Origin of the sequence: Pseudomonas sp. EGD-AK9, assembly GCF_000465935.2 — a bacterium.
Classification (GTDB): domain Bacteria; phylum Pseudomonadota; class Gammaproteobacteria; order Pseudomonadales; family Pseudomonadaceae; genus Aquipseudomonas.
In genome coordinates, this window is sequence record NZ_AVOF01000435.1 from 1 (window position 1) to 2,299 (window position 2,299).

Sequence of the window (2,299 nt, forward strand, 5' to 3'; positions counted from 1 at the left end):
GCTTCGACCTGGCGCTGCTGGTCGACTGCCTGGAACACCTGAGCAAGCGCGACGGTCTGCAACTGCTCGGCGGCATCCGCAACCTCAACGCCAGCCGCGTCGCCGTGCTGGTCGACCTGCAGGCCGCAGACTGGCGGGAAACCGATTTCTTCGCCCTGGCCATGCAGGCCAGCGAGCAGTTCCAGCGCGAAGGCCAGACCCTGCACCTGTTCACCTACGACCTGCTCGACTACAAGCAGGTGCCGGACTGGCTGAACGCCAAGTTCTGGGCCAATCCGGAAAACTTCGGCAAGTACTGGTGGTAACGCCATGAATCCACTCGACCCCGTTTGCCCCTGCGGTAGCGGCAACCCCCTCGGCCACTGCTGCGGCCCCTACCATGCCGGCACCGCCGCGCCCAGCGCCGAGCTGCTGATGCGCTCGCGCTACAGCGCCTACGTGCTGGGCCTGGTGGACTACCTGGTCGCCACCACCCTGCCGGCCCAGCAGAGCGCGCTGGATCGCGCCGCCATGGCCGCCTGGAGCGCGCAGAGCACCTGGCTCGGCCTGGAGGTGGAAAGCAGCGAGCTGTTCGGCGGCCAGCCCGAGCATGCGCAGGTCTGCTTCGTCGCCCGCTGGCACGACGCACAGGGCGAGCACAGCCACCGCGAACGCTCGGCCTTCGTCCAGGTCGGCGGGCGCTGGTATTTCCTCGACCCGAGCGTGCCGCTGAAAGCCGGACGCAACGATCCCTGCCCCTGCCGCAGCGGACAGAAGTTCAAGAAATGCTGCGCCGGCTACCTGGGTTGAACGCACGTACCTGACGCCTGCGGCCTTTTCTGCTTGAGTTGTGGGCGCCCGCCGGCACGTTGCCGGGCGCGGACGCTCAACAAGGAGAAGGGCATGCACAAGCGAAGTGGTGTGGCGATCATCCTGGCCAGTCTGCTGTTCGGCTGCGCCAGCCAACCGTCCGGACAGCAGGGGGAGCGCCTCGATCTGGGCGACAGCGCGCGCGTCAGCCGCCTGTTCGCCTACCCCAACAACTGCAGCGTGATCTGCTACCGCGACTGGACGCTGGAGCAGACGGTGCAGCACTACCTCGAACAGAGCCTGGCGCGGGACGGTTACGCCGACGCCCGGGTGACCATTCACCGCCAGGGCGAGCGCCTCTACGCCGACTTCGCCGGCACGCCCAAGGGCTACGGGCAACCGCTCAAGCAACTGCTCGACGCCGGCGACCTGGCCTACGACGGCGCCAACCAGCTCAACCGCGACGGCAAATGGCAGTACGACTGGTACTTCTTCCTGCCCCTGGGCATGGCCCTGGACAACCGCAAGAGCGTCGAGCTGCTGCATTTCCCCCCGGACTATTCGCTGACCCAGGCGCAGGACTACCTGCGCTCCAGCACCACCGATCGCTGGGCCGCGCTGCTGGTCAGCAACGGCGTGCCGGCGACGCAGACCCCGGCCTACCAAACCATCGTCGATATCGCCCCGATCGCCGCGCCGGCCAACGCCGGCAGCGCCCTGCAAGGGGTCTACGGTTATTTCAACGACTACCAGCAGCGTATGGTGCGCGAGCTGAGCGCCGGCAAGGGCGGCGCCAGCCTGCCCATGGTCGCCTTCGGCAGCCCGGTGCGCGACTGGGTCAAGCAGCAGTATGGCGTGCAGCTGGCGGTGCTCGGCCTCGGCCGGATCGAGGCCGCGCCGGGGCAACAGGTGTCGGTGCTGGGCGCCAACCACCCCAGCTATATCTGGTACGCCGCCGATCCGGCCAACAACCAGGGCAGCCAGGCCAAGGCCGATGCCACCGGCATCCGGGTCATGGGCCAGGATCTCAGCGCCGCCTGCTGGCAAGCCGACATGGGCCGGCAGCCCGCCGGCGATCCGCAGCAGACGCTCGCGAGCTGCACGCAGAAATGGCAGGTCACCGACCAGTTGCAGACCTGCGAGCTGTTCTACGTCTCGGTGCGCAAGCTCAAGCCCGGAGACGCCGAGGCCAAGTGCCAGGCAAGCTGAAACGACCGGGCCCGCAATGGCGGGCCCGGTGTCATTCCTGCAGTTTCAGGTGCGAGGTATCCGGCGGCGGCGCGGCCGGGGCAGCCTTGGCCTGGCCCATGTCGCTGCCTACCGGCGCCAGGCTGAACTGCGACAGATCGACCTGCGGTGCGGCGGCCTCGGGCTTGGCGTCCTGCAGATCGGCGCCGACCGGTGCGATGCCGAAATCCGGCGCGTCCACCTCGCTGAAGGCGGCCATGTATTCGTCGCGCGGCGCCACCCGCAGGCGGCCGCCAGTGGCACTCGCCAGCGGTGCTGCAGG

3 protein-coding genes and 1 pseudogene are annotated in these 2,299 nt (G+C 68.6%); 3 read left to right on the forward strand and 1 reads right to left on the reverse strand.

Going from position 1 to position 2,299, the window contains the following annotated elements; translation table 11 throughout:
* The 3 genes from N878_RS18040 to N878_RS18050 all read left to right on the forward strand — a co-directional run.
* Positions 1 to 305, forward strand: a 305-nt coding sequence (locus N878_RS18040) for a DUF6231 family protein (RefSeq protein WP_021444978.1), incomplete at its 5' end; no start/stop codon positions are given.
* A gap of 4 nt (positions 306 to 309) precedes the next feature.
* The gene (locus N878_RS18045) at positions 310 to 789 is read left to right on the forward strand and encodes a YchJ family protein (protein ID WP_021444979.1); all 480 of its coding nucleotides are present in this window, start codon (positions 310 to 312) and stop codon (positions 787 to 789) included.
* Between the two features lie 93 nt (positions 790 to 882).
* Entirely contained in the window at positions 883 to 1,998 is a 1,116-nt protein-coding gene (locus tag N878_RS18050; RefSeq protein ID WP_021444980.1) for a hypothetical protein, read from the forward strand.
* A 31-nt stretch (positions 1,999 to 2,029) separates the two neighbouring features.
* On the opposite strand, the pseudogene N878_RS18055 reads toward N878_RS18050, so the two are convergent.
* Positions 2,030 to 2,299, reverse strand: a pseudogene (locus N878_RS18055) (hypothetical protein); the annotation flags it as partial.